17 protein-coding genes are annotated in these 15,366 nt (G+C 67.1%); 9 read left to right on the forward strand and 8 right to left on the reverse strand.

Going from position 1 to position 15,366, the window contains the following annotated elements:
* Positions 1-30: 30 nt before the first annotated feature.
* Complete coding sequence (locus AB0M45_RS10245) at positions 31-1,251, forward strand: 5-(carboxyamino)imidazole ribonucleotide synthase (protein ID WP_364325364.1); 1,221 nt, start codon at positions 31-33, stop codon at positions 1,249-1,251.
* Positions 1,244-1,759: a 5-(carboxyamino)imidazole ribonucleotide mutase gene (purE, locus tag AB0M45_RS10250; protein WP_364325367.1), complete on the forward strand. Its 516-nt coding sequence runs from the start codon at positions 1,244-1,246 to the stop codon at positions 1,757-1,759. The genes AB0M45_RS10245 and purE overlap by 8 nt, the downstream gene beginning before the upstream one ends.
* 12 nt (positions 1,760-1,771) lie before the next feature.
* On the opposite strand, the gene AB0M45_RS10255 is transcribed toward purE, so the two are convergent.
* Positions 1,772-2,338, reverse strand: coding sequence for a PIN domain-containing protein (locus AB0M45_RS10255; RefSeq protein WP_364325370.1), 567 nt, complete (start codon positions 2,336-2,338; stop codon positions 1,772-1,774).
* A gap of 2 nt (positions 2,339-2,340) precedes the next feature.
* Complete coding sequence (locus AB0M45_RS10260; RefSeq protein ID WP_364325373.1) at positions 2,341-2,799, reverse strand: helix-turn-helix domain-containing protein; 459 nt, start codon at positions 2,797-2,799, stop codon at positions 2,341-2,343.
* 100 nt (positions 2,800-2,899) lie between these two features.
* Between AB0M45_RS10260 and AB0M45_RS10265 the strand changes: the two genes are divergently transcribed.
* A complete protein-coding gene (locus tag AB0M45_RS10265; RefSeq protein ID WP_364325376.1) occupies positions 2,900-3,586 on the forward strand; it encodes a TetR family transcriptional regulator in 687 nt (228 codons plus the stop codon).
* Positions 3,587-3,740: 154 nt separating this feature from the next.
* Positions 3,741-4,898, forward strand: a complete 1,158-nt coding sequence (locus AB0M45_RS10270; protein WP_195129998.1) for an acyl-CoA dehydrogenase — start codon at positions 3,741-3,743, stop codon at positions 4,896-4,898.
* A gap of 126 nt (positions 4,899-5,024) precedes the next feature.
* Here the strand turns inward: AB0M45_RS10270 and AB0M45_RS10275 are convergent, their stop codons facing one another.
* The 3 genes from AB0M45_RS10275 to AB0M45_RS10285 all read right to left on the reverse strand — a co-directional run bounded on the left by AB0M45_RS10275 (position 5,025) and on the right by AB0M45_RS10285 (position 7,783).
* Positions 5,025-5,483: an NUDIX hydrolase gene (locus AB0M45_RS10275; RefSeq protein WP_364325380.1), complete on the reverse strand. Its 459-nt coding sequence runs from the start codon at positions 5,481-5,483 to the stop codon at positions 5,025-5,027.
* A gap of 610 nt (positions 5,484-6,093) precedes the next feature.
* Positions 6,094-6,378: a GNAT family N-acetyltransferase gene (locus tag AB0M45_RS10280; RefSeq protein ID WP_364325383.1), complete on the reverse strand. Its 285-nt coding sequence runs from the start codon at positions 6,376-6,378 to the stop codon at positions 6,094-6,096.
* 46 nt (positions 6,379-6,424) lie between these two features.
* Positions 6,425-7,783: an FAD-linked oxidase C-terminal domain-containing protein gene (locus AB0M45_RS10285; RefSeq protein WP_364325386.1), complete on the reverse strand. Its 1,359-nt coding sequence runs from the start codon at positions 7,781-7,783 to the stop codon at positions 6,425-6,427.
* Between the two features lie 272 nt (positions 7,784-8,055).
* On the opposite strand from AB0M45_RS10285, the gene AB0M45_RS10290 reads away from it, so the two are divergent.
* Positions 8,056-8,571, forward strand: coding sequence for a GtrA family protein (locus AB0M45_RS10290; RefSeq protein WP_364325389.1), 516 nt, complete (start codon positions 8,056-8,058; stop codon positions 8,569-8,571).
* Positions 8,572-8,637: 66 nt separating this feature from the next.
* Here the strand turns inward: AB0M45_RS10290 and AB0M45_RS10295 are convergent, their stop codons facing one another.
* Genes AB0M45_RS10295 through AB0M45_RS10305 form a run of 3 tightly spaced genes read right to left on the reverse strand, consistent with a single transcriptional unit; the run spans position 8,638 to position 10,591 of the window.
* On the reverse strand, positions 8,638-9,291 hold the full coding sequence (locus tag AB0M45_RS10295; protein WP_364325392.1) for a Type 1 glutamine amidotransferase-like domain-containing protein: 654 nt from the start codon (positions 9,289-9,291) through the stop codon (positions 8,638-8,640).
* Positions 9,292-9,296: 5 nt separating this feature from the next.
* Positions 9,297-10,133, reverse strand: coding sequence for a maleylpyruvate isomerase family mycothiol-dependent enzyme (locus AB0M45_RS10300; RefSeq protein ID WP_364325395.1), 837 nt, complete (start codon positions 10,131-10,133; stop codon positions 9,297-9,299).
* Entirely contained in the window at positions 10,130-10,591 is a 462-nt protein-coding gene (locus AB0M45_RS10305; protein ID WP_364325398.1) for an HIT family protein, read from the reverse strand. The genes AB0M45_RS10300 and AB0M45_RS10305 overlap by 4 nt, the downstream gene beginning before the upstream one ends.
* A 407-nt stretch (positions 10,592-10,998) precedes the next feature.
* Here AB0M45_RS10305 and AB0M45_RS10310 point away from each other — a divergent pair, with 407 nt between their 5' ends.
* The 4 genes from AB0M45_RS10310 (at position 10,999) to AB0M45_RS10325 (ending at position 15,229) form a co-directional block, all read left to right on the forward strand.
* Positions 10,999-12,231 (forward strand): Re/Si-specific NAD(P)(+) transhydrogenase subunit alpha, encoded by a 1,233-nt coding sequence (locus tag AB0M45_RS10310; RefSeq protein WP_364325401.1) that lies wholly within the window; start codon positions 10,999-11,001, stop codon positions 12,229-12,231.
* Positions 12,231-12,548: an NAD(P) transhydrogenase subunit alpha gene (locus AB0M45_RS10315; protein ID WP_364325404.1), complete on the forward strand. Its 318-nt coding sequence runs from the start codon at positions 12,231-12,233 to the stop codon at positions 12,546-12,548. Before AB0M45_RS10310 ends, AB0M45_RS10315 begins: the two co-directional genes overlap by 1 nt.
* Before the next feature lie 2 nt (positions 12,549-12,550).
* Positions 12,551-13,981 (forward strand): NAD(P)(+) transhydrogenase (Re/Si-specific) subunit beta, encoded by a 1,431-nt coding sequence (locus AB0M45_RS10320; RefSeq protein WP_364325407.1) that lies wholly within the window; start codon positions 12,551-12,553, stop codon positions 13,979-13,981.
* A 96-nt stretch (positions 13,982-14,077) separates the two neighbouring features.
* Complete coding sequence (locus tag AB0M45_RS10325) at positions 14,078-15,229, forward strand: DUF5925 domain-containing protein (protein ID WP_364325410.1); 1,152 nt, start codon at positions 14,078-14,080, stop codon at positions 15,227-15,229.
* The last annotated feature ends 137 nt before the right edge of the window (positions 15,230-15,366 follow it).

The raw sequence follows: 15,366 nt of genomic DNA on the forward strand, positions 1-15,366 counted from the left end.
GTGTACCGGTCCCGATCATTTGCGCCGGACATGACAATATGGTCCGACGTGAGCGCTCGTTCCTTCGATCCATCGGCCATGCCCACCGTCACCATGATCGGTGGTGGCCAGCTCGCGCGCATGACCCACCAGGCGGCCATCGCGCTGGGCCAGCGGCTGCGCGTGCTCGCCGAGCACCCCGATGACCCGGCCGCGCAGGTGAGCCCGGATGTGGTGCTCGGCAGCCACACCGATCTGACCGCGCTGCGCAAGGCCGCGGTCGGCTCGCACGCGCTGACCTTCGACCACGAGCACGTGCCGACCGAGCACTTGGCGGCGCTGGTCGCCGACGGGGTCAGCGTGCAGCCTCCGCCGCGAGCGCTGGTCTACGCGCAGGACAAGCTGGCCATGCGCACCAAGCTGAGCGAGCTCGGGCTGCCCGTGCCCGCCTTCACGCCGGTCACCTCGGTCGCCGACGCGGTGCGCTTCGGTCAGAAGCACGACTGGCGGATCGTGCTGAAGGCGGTGCGCGGCGGTTACGACGGTCGCGGTGTGTGGATGCCCGAATCCGCCGAGGCGGCCGAGGCGGTCGTCAGCGATCAGCTCGCACACGGCGTCCAGCTGCTCGCCGAGGCGAAGGTCGACCTGAAGCGGGAGCTGTCGGCGATGGTGGCGCGTTCGCCGTTCGGGCAGGCGGCGACCTGGCCGGTGGTGGAGACCGTGCAGCGCAACGGGCAGTGCGCGGTGGTGATCGCGCCCGCCCCCGGTCTGCCGGAGGACACGGCTGCCGCGGCGGAGACCATGGCGCTGAATCTCGCCAAGGAACTCGGTGTGGTCGGCGTGATGGCGGTGGAGCTGTTCGAGACCACCGACGGCGAACTGCTGGTGAACGAGCTGGCCATGCGGCCGCACAATTCCGGGCACTGGGGGATGGACGGCGCCCGCACCGGCCAGTTCGAACAGCATCTGCGCGCCGTGCTCGACTACCCGCTCGGCGACACCGCGCCGCTGGCGCCCGTCACGGTGATGGCCAATATTCTCGGCGCGGCGCAGGCCCCGGCCATGTCGATGGACGAGCGGTTGCACCACCTGTTCGCCAGGATGCCCGAGGCGAAGGTGCATCTGTACGGCAAGGGCGAGCGTCCCGATCGCAAGATCGGGCATGTGAACGTTCTCGGCGACGACGTGGCCGAAGTTCGGGAGAAGGCCGAGCGGGCGGCGCACTGGATGTCGCACGCGGTTTGGACCGATGGATGGGATCCGCATGAGTGAAGCAGAGGCCGTGACCCCGTCGGTCGGCCTGATCATGGGCAGCGACTCCGACTGGCCCACCATGGAGGCCGCGGCGGAAGCGTTGGCGGAGTTCGGGATTCGCTTCGAGGTGGGCGTCGTCTCGGCGCACCGCACCCCGCAGCGCATGCTCGACTACGCGCGCGAGGCCGTGGGCCGCGGCCTGAAAGTGATCATCGCGGGCGCTGGCGGCGCGGCTCACCTCCCCGGCATGGTCGCCTCGGCCACGCCGCTCCCGGTGATCGGCGTCCCGGTCCCGCTGAAGTACCTCGACGGCATGGATTCGCTGCTGTCCATCGTCCAGATGCCCGCAGGCGTCCCCGTCGCCACCGTCTCCATCGGCGGCGCCCGCAACGCGGGCCTGCTGGCCGCGCGCATCCTCGCCGCCCACGACCCGTCCCTGCGCACCCGCATGGAACAGTTCCAGGCCGGACTGGAACAGATGGTCCTGGACAAGGACGACGCTTTGCGCACCAAGCTCCTGGGCTGACCCGGTTTCGGATCAACGGTCGCGACCGCCCGCACGCAAGCTCGCGACCGCCTCCACCAGCCCGGCGTTTTCCAGGGCGTCCAGGATATCCTGGATGGATTCCGGTGGATTGATGCGGGAGTCGGCAATCTGCTGAATGCACGCCCACACCACTCGGTCATCCAGATCGATCTGGTCCAGCAGGAAATCGTCCGGGCTCTTTGCCTCGATGTGCCACGGTGCCAATGCATCGGTCGGGAAGTCCGCCAAGTTCGATGTGACGATGACCTGTGCGCCTGCTGCGATTGCCGCCGCGAGGACGTGCCGGTCGTCAGGGTCCGGTAGCTTCAACCCCTCGATCAAGGGTTCGTAGCCGTAGATTTGGCAGTCTGGGATGGCGGCGTTCATCAGCGTGCGGAGGCGGGCCAACTTCTCGGATGGGATGTCCGGTCGCTTCGCGGACAGGTTGCTCAGTGCCTCATCGAGGATTCGATCAGTCCACTTTGCTTGTACGGCCCCTGATCGCGCCAGGCGGATCAGCAGGTCCCGGAGGGTATTGCCGTACAGCACATTGGCGTCGTACACGACAACGAAGGCCATGGTCAGATGCCGAGATCCTGGCCGAGTTTCGCCAGCTCGTCCATTGCGGCTCGGCCCTTTGCCTCGGTTCGCAGCTGATACTGCTTCAAGTCGTCGTAACGAATCCGGCGATGTCGGCCGACCAGACGGAACGGAATCTCGCCTGCCTCCAGCAGAGTCACCACGTAAGGCCTTGACACGTTCAGCATGTCCGCCGCCTGCTGCGTGGTGAGTTCGGCGTGCGAGGGCACCACGGTGATACCGCGTCCTTCGGCGGCCTGCGCCAGGATGAACGCCAGCAGACTGACCGACTCGCGCGGCAGGATCAGAGCATCATCACCAGCGTGCTCAGGAGACACCCGGATCGTCTGCTCCGCAGGGTGCCGCATCAGGTAGTCCTTGATCCTGCGCAGGGCGCGGGCCGCGACCTCGGCATCGATCGCTCCGGGCTCGGCACGCTTTGCGGCTTGAATCTTCGCCATCGTGGCCACCTCCTAATCGAAGTATACGAATCTTCCGAAATAAACGAAACGTCTCCATAGGGTGGAAACCCGCGGGGCGTCCCCTGACTACGGTTAGTTCGTGACTACAGGGGATATCGCTCGGCTGCGGGGCAACGACGACACCGCCTATTTCCGGCTCACTGTTGTGGATCAGGCGCTGCGGTTGTTCGCCGAGAAGGGGTATGAGGCGACGACTGTGGACGAGATCGCGGAGGCGGCCGGGATCTCGCGGCGGACGTTCTTCCGGCAGTTCCGGTCGAAAGAGGATGTGATCTTCGCGGATCACGAGTCGCAGTTGGCCCAGGCGGCCGAGTTCCTATCCGCGTCGCGCGAGGACCCGTGGGAGGCGGTGTGCTCGGCGGTGGTGCAGGTGTTCGAGCGATTCACGCAGTGGCGGGATATCGCGGCGCGGCGGTATCAGGTGGTGCGCCGGGTGCCCGCGCTGCGTGAGCGGGAGATCGTCACGGTGTTCCGCTACGAGCGGTTGTTCACCGACTACCTGCGTGAACGGCTGCCCGATGTCCCGGATCTGGCGCGGGTGCAGTTCACCGCGGCCGTGACGGCGACGCACAACTATCTGCTGCGCCGGATGGTGCGCGGCGAGTCGGACGCGGGCGCCACCGATCTGCGGGTAGAGCTGGCCGCGATTCCGCGCGGCGCCAGGCGCACGGCGAACGCCGATGAGCTGGTCGTCGCCGTGTTTCCCCGGGACGCACCGCCCAGACAGGTCGCCGATCTGCTCCTCCGCAAGCTCGGTACGCTCTGAACCCGTCCGGAATGCGACCAATCTGACACTGAGTGCCACGGTTTATCAGCACGTAGCTGGCGTATATGTGGGTATACTCGGTGACAAAGTGGCACTGAGTGCCGATGTGCTGGCGGATATCAGCGATCATCACCGACGACCAGGAGTGAGCCCGATGGCGGGAAACCCCGATTTCGACCTGTTCAAGCTCGAGGACTTCCACGATGAGCTGCGCGAGGCGATCCGTGCGCTCGCGGAGAAGGAGATCGCCCCGCACGCCAAGGACGTCGACGGCAACTCCCGCTTCCCCGAAGAGGCACTGACCGCGCTCAACGCTTCCGGCTTCAACGCCGTGCACGTGCCCGAGGCGTACGGCGGTCAGGGCGCCGACTCGGTGGCCACCTGCATCGTGATCGAAGAGGTCGCCCGGGTGTGCGGTTCCTCCTCGCTGATCCCCGCGGTCAACAAGCTCGGCACCATGGGCCTGATCCTGAACGGCTCCGAGGAGCTGAAGAAGAAGGTGCTGGCCGACATCGTCAACGGCGAGATGGCCTCCTACGCGCTCTCCGAGCGCGAGGCCGGTTCCGACGCGGCCAGCATGCGCACCCGGGCCAAGCAGGACGGCGACGACTGGATCATCAACGGCTCCAAGTGCTGGATCACCAACGGCGGCAAGTCCTCCTGGTACACCGTGATGGCAGTGACCGACGCGGACAAGGGCGCCAACGGCATCTCGGCGTTCCTGGTGCACAAGGACGACGAGGGCTTCGTGGTCGGCCCGCTGGAGCACAAGCTCGGCATCAAGGGCTCGCCCACCGCGGAGTTGTACTTCGAGAACTGCCGGGTGCCGGGTGACCGCATCGTCGGCGAACCGGGCACCGGCTTCAAGACCGCGCTGCAGACCCTCGACCACACCCGCCCGACCATCGGCGCGCAGGCCGTCGGCCTCGCCCAGGGCGCACTGGACGCGGCCATCGCCTACACCAAGGACCGCAAGCAGTTCGGCAAGTCGATCGCCGACTTCCAGAACACCCAGTTCATGCTCGCCGACATGGCGATGAAGATCGAGGCCGCCCGCCTCATGGTCTACAGCTCGGCCGCCCGCGCCGAGCGCGGCGAGAAGAACCTCGGCTTCATCTCCGCCGCCGCCAAGTGCTTCGCCTCCGACGTCGCCATGGAAGTCACCACCAACGCCGTCCAGCTGTTCGGCGGGGCCGGTTACACCACCGACTTCCCGGTGGAGCGCATGATGCGCGACGCCAAGATCACCCAGATCTACGAGGGCACCAACCAGATCCAGCGCCTGGTCATGTCCCGCGCGCTGCTGCGCTGATTCCGTCGATACGGGATGTTCGAGGGCGCATCAGGCCTCGGACATCCCGCCGATCGCGTTCCACCGAACCGATCCGGTGCGTGTTCGACCGTAGTTGAGGCGGTCGCCGATGCCCCTATCTCGGTTTCACGGCGCGGGCTCACCATGTTCGAGGTAGGTGGTGCGGCACTGGCTGTGGGCGGCGTGGGCCTGTCGTAGTCGGCGGACCAGACGTGGGATCGCATAGTCATCGAGCTTGTCGACCGGAACCCAGTCCCAGCGGTCGAGTTCGGATGGCTGAAGATTGATGGCTTCTTCATTGCCGAGTTCGCCGCAGTCGAACACATAGAGAATCTTGTCGCCATCGCCCGGGCTCGGCGCCCAGTCGTGCACGAGCAGTCGTTGTGGGGCACGGTCAATTCCGAGTTCCTCACGGACTTCGCGGTGGCAGGCCACTGCGGGCGCTTCACCTGGCTCCACGTAGCCGCCTGGAATATCCCAGCCGCTGCCGTATGTCTTGTGTATCAGCAGCACGGCGTCCCCCTTCACGAACAATGCGCCCGCAGCCAATCGCGCGCGGGCGAAGTTGTTGTCCTCGCTTGTCATCGGGTTACCTCACGATCCGCATACCTTGGGCAAGAGGCTGTGATGCGAACGACGAGCTGCTGTGGGCGTTGCGCATCCAGTTGAGTACGAGCTGTCGGCTCAGATTGTGGCGTCGAACCGGACCGGGCCGAAACTCCCGTCCTTCTCGTCAAGCATCCGCGGGCCGCCATTTCACTCCGCTCGGTGATCCGCGCGCACCTTGGGTGGGGCAACGGCTCGCGATGTGGTTTCAGTAGTGCCCATCGGAGGGGAGATTGCCCTGCCGTCGCCACGAGATCAGCGGAGCCTGTTGCGTCGGTGGATCGAGGCCCCGGCTGACCGGTTCCGGCCCTCAGGGTCCGTAGTTCTCGACGTGGTTGCTGACTGCATACGACGGAAGACTCGCCATTGAAGGAGTCTCCCAAACCCGACGAACCAGATTTTCACCTGCGGTTGTCCATATGCGGCATGCGGTTCGACGTAGTGGCGTGCGAAACGGCGGCGCATGTCTTCGTCCGAGAGTGGCGGGCCAAGCGGCACCCAGACACAGTTGCTGTGGTTCTCGGCGGCACCGCCGGGCTACCCCGCCTGCGCTGTGAACGTCTGTTCCTCGAGCCGTGACGTGACCGAACTAACCGACCAGGTCGGCGTATTCGCGGTGTTCGGTGATGTACTTCTCGACGTACCAGCAAGTGGGGATGACGGAGTAGCCCGCTTTGCGGGAGTCGTCGAGGGCGTAGCCGACGACCTGGGCGGCGATGCCGTGGCCGCGGAATTCGGGGAAGGTCAGGGTGTGGTGGAAGTCGCGGACTTTGGTGTCGGCGTTCTCGGCGTAGTCGGCGTACCCGGCGAGGGTGTCGTCGATGTAGATCTCGAAACGGGTGTCGGCGACGTTGTGTTCGAGCCTGGTCGTCATGATGGGGTAGAACTCCTTGGCGGTGGGGAATGTTCCGGCGGGGCCGTTACAGGATCGCGCCGGGGTTGAGGATGCCGTTGGGGTCGAGGGCGTCCTTGATGCGCCGGGTCAGGGCCATCACGTCGGGGCCGAGCTGATCGGGCAGCCAGGCCTTCTTCAACCGGCCGACGCCGTGTTCGCCGGTGATGGTGCCGCCGAGGGCGATGGCCAGGTCCATGATCTCGCCGAAGGCGCGGTGCGCTCGGGCGCTGTGGTCCGCGTCGGACGGGTCGTGCACGATCAGCGGATGGGTGTTGCCGTCACCCGCGTGCGCGATCACCGACACCGTGACCGCATTGCGCTCGGCTATCTCGGCGATGCCGGTCACCAGGTCGCCGAGCCGGGGCAGCGGGACGCCGACATCCTCCAGCAGCAGGGGGCCGAGTTTCTCCACGGCGGGAATCGCGAAACGCCGCGCGGCAGCGAAAGCTTCGCCCTCGGCAGGGTCGTCGGTGTGGAAAACCTCGGTAGCGCCTGCCTTCTCACAGGCCGTGGCCATGATTTCCGCCTCGCGACGGGCGAATTCGCCGGGTGCGTCCGACCGCGCGACCAGCAGCGCGGCCGCCGTGCGGTCCAGGCCCATCCGCAACTCGTCCTCCACGGCGTTGATCGACACCGAGTCCATGAACTCGAGCATCGACGGCCGGAGTTCGCCGGTGATCGTCAAGATCGCCTCGATGGCGGCGGTAAGCGTGCCGAAGCTCGCGACGACCGTGCTCTGTGGCGGCTGCGCGGGCAGCAGCCGCAAGGTCAGCTCGGTGATCACCCCGAGCGTGCCCTCGCTGCCGACGAACAGCTTGGTCAGTGACAACCCCGCCGAGTCCTTCAGTCGCGGGCCGCCGAGCCGCACGACGGTGCCGTCGGCGAGGACGACCTTCATGCCGAGCACATAGTCGGTGGTCACGCCGTACTTCACGCAGCACAGGCCGCCCGCATTGGTCGCGGCGTTGCCGCCGATCGAGCAGATCTCGAACGACGACGGATCGGGCGGGTACCACAGGCCGTGTTCGGCGACCGCGCGCTTGACCTCCGCGTTGAGCAAGCCCGGCTGCACGACCGCGGTCCGCGTGACCGGATCGACCGTGATCGCGCGCATCCGCTCGGTGCTCAACACGATCCCGCCGTCGACGGCCGTCGCGCCGCCGGACAGACCGGACCCAGCGCCCCGCGGGGTCACCGGCACGCGGTGGGCGCTGGCCCACCGCAGCGTCGCGGCCACGTCCTCGGTGCTGGTGGCGCGTACCACGGCCAGGGCGGTGCCCGCGTCCGGATCACGCGCCCAGTCCTGCCGGTAGCTCGCGAGCAGATCGGCGTCGGTGAGCACCGCGCCTTCGGGGAGACAGGCGATCAGGTCTTCCAGGTCCACATCTTCACGCTAGCTCCCTATGCCCGATATTCGCCGATCGGCCGTGTGCTCAGCGTGTAGCGGGCGGGAAGCCTGGATGCCGCCGGTGCCCGAACGGTGACACCCGAGCAGTGCTCCAGGTTGGAGCACTGCTGACGGTGCCGATCGGATTGCGACGTGGTGCGGGCATGCCGGATCATGCGGCGGGCGGACCCCAGGCGCGGATCCGCTGAGCTACCGCCCGGTCTCCGGCTGCTCATCTGACGGACACCTGCCGCTGGCAAGCTGGCCGCGTGCACGAGCTGTCCGAGACCGCCGACACGATCGCTGATCGATTCACCCGCTGGTGCGAGGCCGTCGTGGCCAGGTTGCCTTTCGGGCTGGATCGTGTCGTCCCGCCGACCTTCCTGGGCTTCGCGCTGATCAACAGCTTCACCTTCGGCGTCGACCTGGTGCTGCTCACTCTCCTGCACGGCTGGTTCGGTCTGCCGGTCTGGCTGTCGGTGACCGTGGCGTATGTGTGCGCGTTCGGCCTCAGCTTCGTGCTGAACCGCACCTTCAACTTCCATTCGCACGCGCCGGTCGGCAGGCAGGCCGCCGTGTACGTCGTGGTGGTCGTCATCAACTACCTCTCGTTCATCCTCGGCGTCGGCAGCGGGCTGACCGCGCTGGGCATGGAATACCACCTGTCCCGGCTACTGGCCGGCGGCTGCGAGGCGGTCTACATGTACAGCGCCATGCGCTGGATAGTCTTCCGCCGCACTGTCCAGCCGGAACCACGCCTCAGGCCCGAGCGCCAGTCCCACTGACGAGTGGCACACCACCGTGTGACCTTCTCGCGTTTCGCCGCCGCCATGTGCCACTGGCCGGGCTGGTCATCGGCCGGACGAGGTGATCAGCTCCTCGGTGCGTGGGCCATCGATGACGATCGCGTCGTCGTCGGTGAGCGCCCAGTGTGCGATGGCCTCGGCGCGGTAGCGTGCGGCGAGGCGGTTGCACGCGCCGTCCGGGTCGGTGGGGGAATCAATGTGCGGGATGATCGCGCGATCGACCAAATTCAGTCCGTCCCATTGTGGTTCGATGCCGGACGCGGGGGCGACCTCGGCCGGGTCGTCGAGTGTCTCCAGTCCGTGCAGGTCCGGCGTGAGCACACACGCGCCCGCGCTGTAACCCGCGTAGGCAAGGGCGTCGTCGGCGAGTAGCCGGGTGAGCGCGAGATCCGCTCCGCTGCGGGCGAATTGGGCGCGCAGAACGAAGGTGTTGCCGCCCCGCACCCACACGAGGGGAAACTCGGCCAGACGGCGTTCGAGTTCCGCGGTACGGCCGACGAAGTCGCGCAGATCAATCTCCTCCGGGGCATATCCGAGTTTGCGCAACGGCACCAAGTCGCTGGTGATAGCCGACGCTCGCATGGCGGGCCATGCGTCGCAAGCGTTGCCGATCACCGCGACCCGGGCCGGCGGCCCGGCGAGCGTGACCAGCCGGTCGTGGTGCGCCCCGAAACGGTAGCTGGACAGAAAGAGGCGCACGGGGGTCAGAGGGTGAAGGCCAGGTGGCGAAGCAGGCGTTGCCCGAGTTCGGCGTCGCCGTCGATGCTGATCTCGTCGAGGTGCTCCTCGGCCTTCGTCCGGCCGCAGCCCAACCGCACGAAAAGCCCCGAGCCCATGCCGATCTCGACCGTGGCGGGTTGGTCGAACGCGTCCACGTAGTTCGCCCGGCCCGCCACCTGGATACGCAGCGTCCTGGCCAGCGGACCGGTCAGCGTGAAGGCGATCCGCGCGCCCTCGGGCGCCTCGCCCTTCTTGGCCACCACGCGCGGAATGCCGAGCGCGAACTCGGCGAACGCCAGCTCGCCGCGCGGCCCACCCTCCTCGACCCGCACGCCGAGTGCGTCGGCGATGTCGAGTTCGTGCGTCCAGCAGTCGAACAACCGCACCCGCATGAACCGGCCGTAGCTGATCTGACCGATCGGCGACACGGTTTCCTTCGCCCACGCGGCGTCGCCCATCGCCGCGAGTGCCGCTCGCCTGCGGTCGATGACGTCGCGGTAGAGCTCGAGCAGCCGGGCGCCGGACAGCGCGCGCAGCCGGTCCACCCAGATCTCGTTGAGCACCGCGGTCTCATTGCGCACGTAAGGAAGCGTGCGCACATCGGTCTTGGCTCTGGTCGGGTCGTGTGCGGGTGGACGATCGCCGAGCAGCCAGGACTCGGTGCCGATGACGTGGGCGACGATGTCGAACACCGTCCAGCCGGGCAGCGCCGATGGGGTGCGCCAGCCGTCCTCGCCCAGCGGGGCGACCAGCGCTTCGATCGCGTCCCACTGCTGCGACAGCAGGCTGATCCGCGCGGTGCGGTCCAGCGTCTCGGTCATCCGTCGGTTTCCTTTTCCGGGCCTTCGCCCTCGTTGTCCAGTGCCGCGATGCCATCCCGGATGGCGGCGGCGGTAGTGACCGGGTCGTGCGGACGCCGCAGCAGAAAACCTTTGGCGAACCGGAGCGTGTCGCCGTGCCGGCGGGGGATCACGTGCAGGTGGACGTGCGGGACTGTCTGAAACGCGGCGATGCCGTCGTTCAGAACCAGATTGGCGCCGTCCGCGGCGAGGCTGCTGCGGCGGATGGCCAGCGCCAGCCGATGTCCGGCCCGGAAGATCTGCGCGCCGAGTTCGGCATCGAGGTCCTCCAACTCGGCCGCGTGCCGCTTGGGGATCACCAGCGTGTGCCCGCGGGCGACCGGGCGGATGTCGAGGAACGCGCAGAGCGTGTCGTCCTCGTACACCTTGGCCGCCGGAGCCTCGCCTGCCACGATGCGGCAGAAGACGCAGTCGTTCACACGCTGGACCATACGGCGTACGAGCCGGTCGGAACACCCCCGTGTGCCGATCGAGCATGACGCACGTCACTATCCGGCGACACGCCGAGGCCCTGACCAGTTGTCGAACCTCGGGGTAAGTAAGGGACTTTTCCGTACGGTCTTGCCGGGTTCACCTGGGGAGACCACGATCACACAGCGAGAGGAAAAACGAGTAGACCGCGGTTCGGCAGTCGGCCGCCCGCTCCGCGACGACCGGGGAATCCAGCGTAGCGGCGCGATCCGTCCGGCGTGTGTGACGGGCATCTCAGCTACGCTCACCGCGAGCCAGGTACAGTTGCGAGGATTTGGGCGAACCTACTCGACAGTAACATCGCCCGGTCGTCTACTCGTTGCCTGAAGCTCAGTACGAGAAGGAAGTCTGACAAGTGGAGACAACGCAGAGCGTAGGCGATCCATCGCCGCGTGGCGCGCGTGTCGGAGTCGTCCGCGAATCCGCCGCGGGAGAACGCCGTGTCGCATTGGTGCCGAAGATCATTCCGAGCCTGACCAAGCAAGGTGTGGAGGTTGTCGTCGAGTCCGGTGCCGGGCTCGGTGCGCTGATTCCCGATAGCGCCTATGTGGAGGCGGGTGCCTCGATCGGGGATCCGTGGTCGGCGGATGTGGTCGTGAAGGTGGCCCCGCCCAGTGACGACGAGGTGGGCAAGCTGTCGTCGGGGCAGACGTTGATCGGATTCCTGGCGCCGCGCAACGCCGAGAATCAGATCGGTGCGCTGAAAGCGGCGGGGGTGCAAGCATTCGCGGTGGAGGCGATCCCGCGGATTTCGCGCGCGCAGGTGATGGACGCGTTGTCGTCGCAGGCGAACGTGGCCGGTTATAAGGCCGTGCTGCTCGCCGCCTCGGAGTCGACCCGCTTCTTCCCGATGCTCACCACCGCGGCGGGCACGGTGAAACCCGCGACGGTGCTGGTGCTGGGTGTGGGCGTGGCCGGGTTGCAGGCCCTGGCCACCGCCAAGCGTCTCGGCGGACGCACCACCGGATACGACGTGCGACCGGAGGTGGCCGATCAGGTGCGTTCGGTCGGGGCCCAGTGGCTGGATCTGGGCATCGATGCCGTCGGGGAGGGCGGGTACGCGCGTGAGCTGACCGAGGAGGAGAAGGCCGCCCAGCAGCAGGCGCTCGAGGACGCGATCAAGGGTTTCGACGTGGTGATCACGACCGCGTTGGTGCCCGGCCGTCCCGCGCCGCGGTTGGTGACCGCCGCGGCGGTGCAGGGCATGAAGCCGGGCAGCGTGATCGTGGACCTGGCCGGAGAGACCGGCGGCAACTGTGAGCTGACCGAGCCGGGCGAGACCGTAGTAAAGCACGAGGTGACCATCGCCTCGCCGTTGAACCTGCCCGCGACCATGCCCGAGCACGCCAGCGAGTTGTACTCGAAGAACATCGCGGCGCTGCTGGAATTGATGCTGGTGGACGGCAAGCTCGCGCCGGACTTCAGCGATCAGGTGCTCGCCGATTCCTGCGTCACCCGTGCTGCGACCGAGGTGACCGAATCGGCCGACGCGACCGAGGCGGTGGACTCCGCTGAGGTGGCGGAGTCGGCCGAGGTGGCGGAGCCGGCTGAGGCGAAGGACGCGATCGAGGCGAAGGTGGAGAGCTGATGTACACCGAATTGTTGGCGAATATCGCCATCCTGGTGCTGTCCGGGTTCGTCGGCTTCGCCGTGATCTCCAAGGTGCCCAACACCTTGCACACCCCGCTGATGTCGGGCACCAACGCCATTCACGGCATCGTCGTGCTCGGCGCCCTGGTCACGCTGGGTAACGTGCAGGATCCCTCGATCCTGACCCAGGTGATCCTGTTCGTGGCGGTGGTGTTCGGAACCCTGAACGTCATCGGTGGTTTCGTGGTCACCGACCGCATGCTGGGCATGTTCAAGGGCAAGAAGCCCGCTGCTGTCGAGAAGGCGGGTAACTGACGATGCACACCTTCGACAATGTGACCTATCTGGTCAACGGCCTCTACATTCTGTCGTTCGCGCTGTTCATCTACGGTCTGATGGGCTTGACCGGCCCGAAGACCGCGGTGCGCGGCAACCTGATCGCGGCGGTCGGCATGGCGATCGCGGTGGGGGCGACGCTGATCGCGGTCCGCCACACCGGCAATTGGATTCTGATCATCGCCGGTCTTGTGGTCGGTGTCGTGCTGGGTGTTCCGCCCGCGAAGTACACGAAGATGACCGCGATGCCGCAGCTGGTGGCCGCGTTCAACGGTGTCGGCGGTGGCACGGTCGCGCTGATCGCGTGGTCGGAATTCATCAATTCCCAGGGCTTCTCGCACTTCGAGGAAGAGCCGACGGTGCACATCGTGATCGGGTCGCTGTTCGCGGCGATCATCGGTTCGGTGTCGTTCTGGGGTTCGTTGATCGCGTTCGGCAAATTGCAGGAGATCCTGCCCGGGCGTCCGATCGGGATCGGCAAGCTCCAGCAACCGTTGAACCTGCTGCTTTTGCTCGGTGCGATCGCCGCGGCGGTGGTGATCGGCGGCGGCGCCACCGGTGACGGGGTGTCGCAGCTGTGGATGATCGCGGTGCTGGTGCTCGCGGGTGTGCTCGGCCTGATGGTCGTGCTGCCGATCGGCGGCGCGGACATGCCGGTGGTCATTTCGCTGCTCAACGCGCTGACCGGCTTGTCGGCCGCGGCCGCGGGTTTGGCGTTGAACAACACCGCGATGATCGTGGCGGGCATGATCGTCGGCGCGTCCGGCACCATCCTCACCAACCTGATGGCCAAGGCGATGAACCGGTCCATCCCGGCCATCGTCGCCGGCGGATTCGGTGGCGGCGGTGCGGCCGTCGGCGGCGCCGGTGGTGAGCAGAAGCAGGCCAAGGCCACCTCCGCCGCGGATGCCGCGATCCAGATGGCGTACGCCAACCAGGTGATCGTGGTACCGGGCTACGGCATGGCCGTCGCGCAGGCTCAGCACGCGGTCAAGGAGATGGCCGAGTTGCTGGAGAAGAAGGGTGTGGAGGTCAAGTACGCCATCCATCCGGTCGCCGGTCGCATGCCCGGCCACATGAACGTGCTGCTGGCCGAAGCCGAGGTCTCCTATGACGCGCTCAAGGAGATGGACGAGATCAACGGCGAATTCAACCGGACCGACGTCGCATTGGTGATCGGCGCCAACGACGTCACCAACCCGTCCGCCCGCGAGGACGCCGCCAGCCCGATCTACGGCATGCCCGTGCTCAACGTCGACCAGGCCAAGTCGGTAATCGTGCTCAAGCGCTCCATGAACAGTGGTTTCGCCGGTATCGACAACCCGCTGTTCTACGCCGACCACACCTCCATGCTGTTCGGCGACGCCAAGAAGTCTGTCAGCGCAGTCACCGAAGAACTGAAGGTCTTGTAGGCCGGCGGTTTCGACGCGAACGCCCCTGCACCGAGTCCTCGGGTGCAGGGGCGTTCGGCGTAATTCGATGGACACCGCGGACTGTCACCCCGGATCATGCTCGAAGTGTCCGCACGTCATGAGCCTCTTCGGTTGATCGGTCCCGGGCAGCCCGCGGTCGATCCCGCCGAGCGGCTGCCGTGGACCGTCACGATCGATTCCACTTACTCGGTCCGCGACGCGATCGACGCCCTCGCGCTCGGTCCGTTCCTGCGCGGCGACCAGCCGTGCGCGCGCACCGCGCATCTGGAGCGGGTGCGTCCCGACGCGCCGCTGCGACCAGCACAGGGTCGTGTGGTGCGCACCGTGCGCGACGACGACAGCGGAGCGACCCTGGTCGTCGGCGCCGGGTGGTCGTTGCGGTCGGTGCGCTGGTCGGGTGGATCGGCGCTGGTCGAAGTCACCGCCGCCACCGACGCGCTCGCGGACGAACTGCTCGCCGAGGCGATCCGCGACGCGGCCGCTCCACCCGAGGTGGGGGAGACCGTCGACATGGGGTTCTGGCATCTGCACAGCCACGGACCGCAGCGGCGCGCTCGTTCGATCTCCGCGCCCGAGTGGTCCGCGATACGCGGCAACTATTCGGGGGATGTCGCCGCCGCGATGGATCACCTGATGACGCTCACCGCCGACGACGTGCGTGGCCGACTGGTGCTGCTGCACGGCCCTCCCGGCACCGGTAAGACCACCGCGCTGCGCGCATTGGCTCGGGCCTGGAGTGCCTGGTGTCAGTTCGACTGCGTGCTGGATCCCGAGGTGATGTTCGGCAAGCCTGGATACCTGATGGACGTGGCCGCGGGCGTCGACGGTGACGGCGGCGAGCGCCGCTGGCGCATGCTCGTCCTGGAAGACTGTGACGAGCTGATCCGCGGTGAAGCGAAAGAGGCTGCGGGCCAGGGGCTTTCCCGCCTGCTCAACCTGACCGACGGCATGCTCGGCCAAGGTCGTGACGTGCTGGTCGCCATCACCACCAACGAGGATCTGTCCCGGCTGCACCCGGCGGTGACCCGGCCGGGGCGGTGCCTGGCGCGGATCGAGATCGGGCGGCTGTCCGCGGCGGAGGCGGCGGCATGGCTGGTCAGGGAGGGCAGCGACGCCACCGCGGGCCCGGACGGCGGGACGCTCGCCGAGCTGGTTGTGCGGCGTGACGGTGACGTTCGAATCGATGCCGTCGCACGAGATCCGGTGAATCCGGGGCTGTATCTCTGACCTTGTGGAGCCGAAGTCGTTGCGGCGGTTCACCGCGATAGAAGTGGACCACGCGGTATATCTCATGCGGCGGCACCCGTGCGCATCGGCTAGATTCCATGGGTTCGCCCGTCGCCCAGTGCGGACGGAACCACGCG

It is taken from the genome of Nocardia sp. NPDC051787 (assembly GCF_040681325.1).
Classification (GTDB): Bacteria; Actinomycetota; Actinomycetes; order Mycobacteriales; family Mycobacteriaceae; genus Nocardia.

Coding starts and splice junctions, on each gene's coding strand:
- purE (WP_364325367.1), top strand. CDS start 1,244: ATGAGTGAAGCAGAGGCCGTGACCCCGTCGGTCGGCCTGATCATGGGC.
- AB0M45_RS10275 (WP_364325380.1), bottom strand. CDS start 5,483: ATGACAAGCGAGGACAACAACTTCGCCCGCGCGCGATTGGCTGCGGGC.
- AB0M45_RS10255 (WP_364325370.1), bottom strand. CDS start 2,338: ATGGCCTTCGTTGTCGTGTACGACGCCAATGTGCTGTACGGCAATACC.
- AB0M45_RS10315 (WP_364325404.1), top strand. CDS start 12,231: ATGTACACCGAATTGTTGGCGAATATCGCCATCCTGGTGCTGTCCGGG.
- AB0M45_RS10270 (WP_195129998.1), top strand. CDS start 3,741: ATGGCGGGAAACCCCGATTTCGACCTGTTCAAGCTCGAGGACTTCCAC.
- AB0M45_RS10260 (WP_364325373.1), bottom strand. CDS start 2,799: ATGGCGAAGATTCAAGCCGCAAAGCGTGCCGAGCCCGGAGCGATCGAT.
- AB0M45_RS10320 (WP_364325407.1), top strand. CDS start 12,551: ATGCACACCTTCGACAATGTGACCTATCTGGTCAACGGCCTCTACATT.
- AB0M45_RS10280 (WP_364325383.1), bottom strand. CDS start 6,378: ATGACGACCAGGCTCGAACACAACGTCGCCGACACCCGTTTCGAGATC.
- AB0M45_RS10300 (WP_364325395.1), bottom strand. CDS start 10,133: ATGACCGAGACGCTGGACCGCACCGCGCGGATCAGCCTGCTGTCGCAG.
- AB0M45_RS10245 (WP_364325364.1), top strand. CDS start 31: ATGACAATATGGTCCGACGTGAGCGCTCGTTCCTTCGATCCATCGGCC.
- AB0M45_RS10325 (WP_364325410.1), top strand. CDS start 14,078: ATGCTCGAAGTGTCCGCACGTCATGAGCCTCTTCGGTTGATCGGTCCC.